The 5,254-nt window shown below is 70.1% G+C and carries 5 protein-coding genes; 3 read left to right on the top strand and 2 right to left on the bottom strand.

What is annotated here, in order from left to right; genetic code table 11:
• Nucleotides 1-626: class I SAM-dependent methyltransferase (locus tag VGO20_RS00085; protein WP_327500230.1), on the bottom strand; the 626-nt coding region annotated here is incomplete at its 3' end.
• A 13-nt stretch (nt 627-639) separates the two neighbouring features.
• Nucleotides 640-1,584, bottom strand: coding sequence for a 4-hydroxybenzoate octaprenyltransferase (gene ubiA / locus VGO20_RS00080; protein WP_327500229.1), 945 nt, complete (start codon nt 1,582-1,584; stop codon nt 640-642).
• Between the two features lie 72 nt (nt 1,585-1,656).
• Between ubiA and VGO20_RS00075 the strand changes: the two genes are divergently transcribed.
• The 3 genes from VGO20_RS00075 to VGO20_RS00065 all read left to right on the top strand — a co-directional run.
• The gene (locus VGO20_RS00075) at nt 1,657-2,439 is read left to right on the top strand and encodes a 16S rRNA (uracil(1498)-N(3))-methyltransferase (protein WP_327500228.1); all 783 of its coding nucleotides are present in this window, start codon (nt 1,657-1,659) and stop codon (nt 2,437-2,439) included.
• A 12-nt stretch (nt 2,440-2,451) separates the two neighbouring features.
• Nucleotides 2,452-3,816, top strand: coding sequence for a glutamate--cysteine ligase (locus VGO20_RS00070; RefSeq protein ID WP_327500227.1), 1,365 nt, complete (start codon nt 2,452-2,454; stop codon nt 3,814-3,816).
• 184 nt (nt 3,817-4,000) lie between these two features.
• Nucleotides 4,001-5,254: DUF262 domain-containing protein (locus VGO20_RS00065; RefSeq protein WP_327500226.1), on the top strand; the 1,254-nt coding region annotated here is incomplete at its 3' end.

The raw sequence follows: 5,254 nt of genomic DNA, 5'->3' as shown, positions 1-5,254 counted from the left end.
AGGGTGGTCGGCACCGGGTAGCGGGCCAGCGGCTCCAGCCCGTCCTTCGGCAGGTAGGCGCGGCCGGGGTCGCCCAGGACGACCGTGCAGCCCCGGTGCGCCAGCTCGCGGAACCACGCGGTCGCGCGCTCGGCCATCGGGCGCTCGTAGCAGACGTCGCCCGCCAGGATCACGTCGACGTCGGGCAGCGGCCGGCCGATCAGGTCCTCGGCCGCGATCTCGACGCCCCCGGCGCCTCCGGCGCCACCGACACCGGCAACGCCGTTGAGCGCGGCGTTGAGCCGGATCGCCTCGACCGCGAAGGGGTCGATCTCGTTGGCGAGCACGCGGCGCGCGCCCGCGAATGCGCAGGCGACCGCGACCAGCCCGCTGCCGGACGCGAAGTCGAGCACGCTGCGCCCGCGCACCTCCTCGGGGTGGTCGAGCACCCAGCGCGCGACCGCCTGGCCGCCGGGCCAGGCGAAGGCCCAGTAGGGCGGGGGCAGGCCCTCGCGCTCCATCGACGCCTCGGTCGCCTGCCACAGCGGCGTCACCTCGCCCGCGAGATGCAGGCGCAGCTCCGGCACCAGGGGCGGGGACGAGGGCGCGGTGTTGTCGGTCACGAAGCGGGCGTGGCGCTCGCTCATCGCGGGGCATCCTTCATGCGAGGCCGCCGGCCAGGATGGCCGCCAGCACCAGCCAGCCGAACCAGCGGTTGGAACGGAACTTGGCGAGGCAGTCGGCCGGATCGTCCGGGCGCCAGTCCCGCGACTGCCAGGCCAGGTGCAGGCCGGCCGGCAGCAGGGCGGCCGGCCACCAGCCCGGCAGCCCGGCCGCGAGCCCGGCGAGCAGGAACAGCGCGAACGCCGCGGCGTAGAACGCGGCAACCCAGGTCCCGGAGCGTTCGCCCAGGCGCAGCGCAGTCGACTTCACGCCGATGCGCGCGTCGTCCTCCTTGTCCTGGTGGGCGTAGATCGTGTCGTAGCCGAGCGTCCAGAACAGCCCGCCCGCGTACAGCAGCAGCGCCGGCAGGCCGACCTCGCCCCGCACCGCGGCCCAGCCCAGCAGCGCGCCCCAGTTGAAGGTCAGCCCCAGGAAGGCCTGCGGCCACCAGGTGATGCGCTTCATCAGCGGGTATGTCGCGACCAGCAGCAGCGACAGCACGCCCAGCGCGACCGCCGCCGGGTCGAGCTGCACCAGGACCAGCAGGCCCGCCAGCAGCAGCAGCGCCAGGAAGGCCAGCGCCTGGCGCACGCTGACCTGGCCGCTCGGGATCGGGCGGCCGCGCGTGCGCTCGACCCGCGCGTCGAAGTCGCGGTCCAGGATGTCGTTGACGACGCAGCCGGCCCCGCGCATCACGACCGCGCCGATGGCGAACAGGACGAACAGGCGTGCAAGCTCCGCGCCGGGCGGCCCGCCGGCCGCGAGCGCGGCGCTCCACCAGCACGGGAACAGCAGCAGCCAGGTCCCGATCGGCCGGTCGAGCCGGGCGAGGCGCAGATACGGGCGCAGGCGCGCCGGCGCGTGGCGGTCGATCCAGTCGCCGCTCGCGATGTCGGTATGGCCGGCTTGGCGGGGCGAGGTGGGCGCAGTGGGTGGGGTCATGGCGGCGCATCCTAGCCTAACGCCGTCCGGTTTGGCTAAGCTCGCGCGCCGCAGGAGGACAAGGGAGAGGACATGGACGCGCGCGCCGAGACCCGTCTCTACGTCGAGGAGCCGCTGGCCGAAGGGGCGGCCGTCGGCCTGGACGCGGAACGCTCCCACTACCTGCGCACGGTGCTGCGGCTGGAGCGCGGGGCGCAGGTCGCCCTGTTCAACGGGCGCGACGGCGAATGGCTGGCCCGCATCGACGCGATCGGGAAGGGCTGGTGCAGCCTCGCCGTGCTGCGCCGGACCCGCGCGCAGGAGCCGCATCCCGACCTGTGGCTGCTGTTCGCGCCGATCAAGCGCGCGCGCATCGATACCGTCGCCGAGAAGGCGAGCGAGCTCGGCTGCTCGGTGATCTGGCCGGTGCTGACCCGGCACACCGACGTCGCGCGGGTCAACCTCGACCGGCTGCGCGCGAACGCGGTCGAGGCGGCCGAGCAGTGCGAGCGGCTCAGCGTGCCCGAGCTGCGCGAGCCGGAGCGCCTGGACCGCGTCCTGGCCGCCTGGCCGGCGGGCCGGCACCTGCTGCTGTGCGCGGAGGCCGGGAACGCCACCCCCGTCGCCGAGGCGGCGGCCCGGCTGCGCGGAGCGCCGGCCGCAGTCCTCGTCGGACCGGAGGGCGGCTTTGCACAGGACGAGCTTGACGGGCTGCGCGCGCTGCCCTTTGTTGTTCCGGTCGGGCTGGGACCGCGGGTCCTGCGCGCCGATACGGCGGCCATCGCCGCGCTCGCCTGCTGGCAGGCCCTCGCCGGGGACTGGACCACGGGCGGCGCCGACGAGCGCCCGCCGTTTCGCAGCTCCGAACAGATGTGAGCACCCGAATCCATGTCCGCGCCCCCCAAGTCGAGCGGTGAGCCGATCACCGACAGGCGCCAGCTCGCCGCCTATATCGAGCAGGGCTGCAAGCCCGCCGAGGACTGGCGCATCGGCACCGAGCACGAGAAGTTCGCCTTCCGCCTCTCCGACCACCGGCCGCTGCCCTATGAGGGGCCGGACGGCATCGGCGAGGTGCTGACCCGGCTGACCCGCTTCGGCTGGGAGCCGGTGGTCGAGAACGGCAACGTCATCGCGCTGACCGACGGCGCCTGCAGCGTCAGCCTGGAGCCCGGCGGCCAGTTCGAGCTGTCGGGCGCGCCGCTGAGAACCATCCACGAAACCTGCGAGGAGGTCCATGAGCATCTCCGACAGGTGAAGGAGGTCGGGCGCGAGCTCGGCATCGGCATGCTCGGCCTCGGCTTCAACCCGAAATGGCCGCGCGCCGACATCCCCTGGATGCCCAAGGGCCGCTACCGCATCATGCGGGACTACATGCCGAAGAAGGGCGGCCTCGGCCTCGACATGATGACCCGGACCTGCACGGTGCAGGTCAACCTCGACTTCGCGAGCGAGGCCGACCTGGTCCGGAAGTTCCGCGTCAGCCTTGCGCTCCAGCCGGTCGCGACGGCGCTGTTCGCGAACTCGCCCTTCACCGAGGGCAAGCCGAACGGCTTCCAGAGCTTCCGCAGCCACATCTGGACCGACACCGATCCCGACCGCTGCGGCGACCTGCCCTTCGTGTTCGAGGACGGGTTCGGGATCGAGCGCTACGTCGACTACGCGCTCGACGTGCCGATGTACTTCGTCTACCGCGACGGCCGCTACCTCGACGTCTCGGGGCAGAGCTTCCGCGACTTCCTGGACGGCCGCCTGCCGGGCCTCCCGGGCGAGCGCCCGGTGCTGACGGACTGGGTCGACCATCTGACGACGATGTTCCCGGAAGTGCGGCTGAAGCGCTTCCTGGAGATGCGGGGCGCCGACGGCGGGCCGTGGCGCCGGCTGTGCGCGCTGCCGGCGCTGTGGGTTGGCCTGCTCTACGACGGCGCGTCGCTGGACGCGGCCTGGGACCTGGTGAAGGACTGGAGCGAGGAGGAGCGCGCGGGCCTGCGCCGCGACGTGCCGCGCCTCGGCCTGCGCACGCCGTTCCGCGGGCGCACGGTGCGCGAGCTGGCGGCCGAGGTGCTGGAGATCGCGCGCGCCGGGCTGAAGCGGCGCGCGCGCAACGACCGCTGGGGCGACGACGAGAGCCACTTCATCGAGACGCTGGCCCTGATCGCCGAGACCGGCGTCAGCCCGGCCGACGAGCTGCTGGAACGCTACCGCGGCCCCTGGCAGGGCGACGTCGACCACGTCTTCACGGAGTTCGCGTACTGAGAGCGGTCGGACGCGGCCCGGCAATCATCGGGCCGCGGATCCTCCTCGGCGTGTACGACGCTCCGGGCGCGCCTGCATCGACGGCCAAGTCAGGGTGGAGTACGATGGCTCCGCGCCGGTCCGCCCATGACTACTCCGAAGCGCCATGGAAGCGGAAGGCCGGTTCGTTTGCGTTGAGGGTCGAATGTCGAAAAGCGCCGTCTCTCAGCCCGCGGCAAGAACCTACTCCGTAGTGGACCTGGTGAACTCTGCGCTGGCGGGACAAATGCGGATCCCGGAATTCCAGCGGCCACTTCGCTGGCAGTGGCAGGACGTCCAAAGGCTGTTCGACAGCATCATCAAAGGCTACCCGATCGGCAGTTTGCTGCTGTGGAAGCGAGAGGCCCCGGACGCGGACATCAGGTTGGGCGCCCTGCATTTCCGTGCGCGGAGATTCGAAGAAGGCTGGTGGGTAGTGGACGGTCAGCAGAGACTGACGAGCCTCGCGAATGCCCTCACGGAGGACGGGGCGAAAGACGAGAGGTTTTCCCTCGCATATGATCTGGAAAAGGGCGACTTTGTAAAGCCGGGAAGAGGAAACGCGAATTCCGTCATTCCCCTCCCCGTCATATTCGATCTGGAAAAGCTGATACGCTGGTTCTCCGACCATCCGGAAGCCAGAGACAAGCTGAATGACGTATCGAGGATCACGAGATCGATCCGGGAATATCAGATTCCGGCCTATCTGGTGGAACAGGACGACGAGAAGACACTTCGAGACATTTTCGATCGGATGAACAATTACGGCAAGCGCCTCAGCTTGGCGGAGGTCTTCACGGCACTCCATAGCGGCGGCGGCGCGGACCCCTGGAATTTCCAGCGGATCGCCGAGTCCGTCCATGCCGAACGCGGATTCGGCGTCATCGATGACGACACGGTGATGAAGGCCGTTCTCGCCCGCCGGGGAGGGAACATCACGAGGGATATCCGGACCGAATTCTCGGAGGCCGCGCGCCATGCGCGTGATTTCGGCGACGAGAGCCCGGAAGACGCCTACCGGGAAGGTGAGCGCGCGCTCGCCCGTGCCATCGCCTTTCTACAGGAAGAAGCGGGGGTGCCGCATTTCGCATTCCTCTCCTACCGCTATCTTCTGGTGGTGCTGACGAGGTTCTTCGCACATTTTCCAGATCCCCATCAGCGCAATGCCGAACTGCTCAAGCGATGGTTCTGGCGGGCATCGATGATCGGGCCCGGACCATTCTCTTCGAGTTGGACGATCGCCGGAAGAACGCTCGCGACGTGCATCAGGGCCGATGATGAAACCGCTTCGGTCCAGGCATTGTTGGGCAACCCCATCGACAGCAAGCCGCATCTACCGGCACTGACGGGGTTCCGTACGAATGCCGCCCAGAGCCGGATCGTGCTTTCGGCACTTTGGGCGCTCGGACCCCGCTCTCCT

It is taken from the genome of Arenibaculum sp. (assembly GCF_035998295.1).
Taxonomy (GTDB): Bacteria; Pseudomonadota; Alphaproteobacteria; order Azospirillales; family Azospirillaceae; genus DASYHS01.
This window is presented reverse-complemented; position numbering and strand designations above follow the sequence as displayed.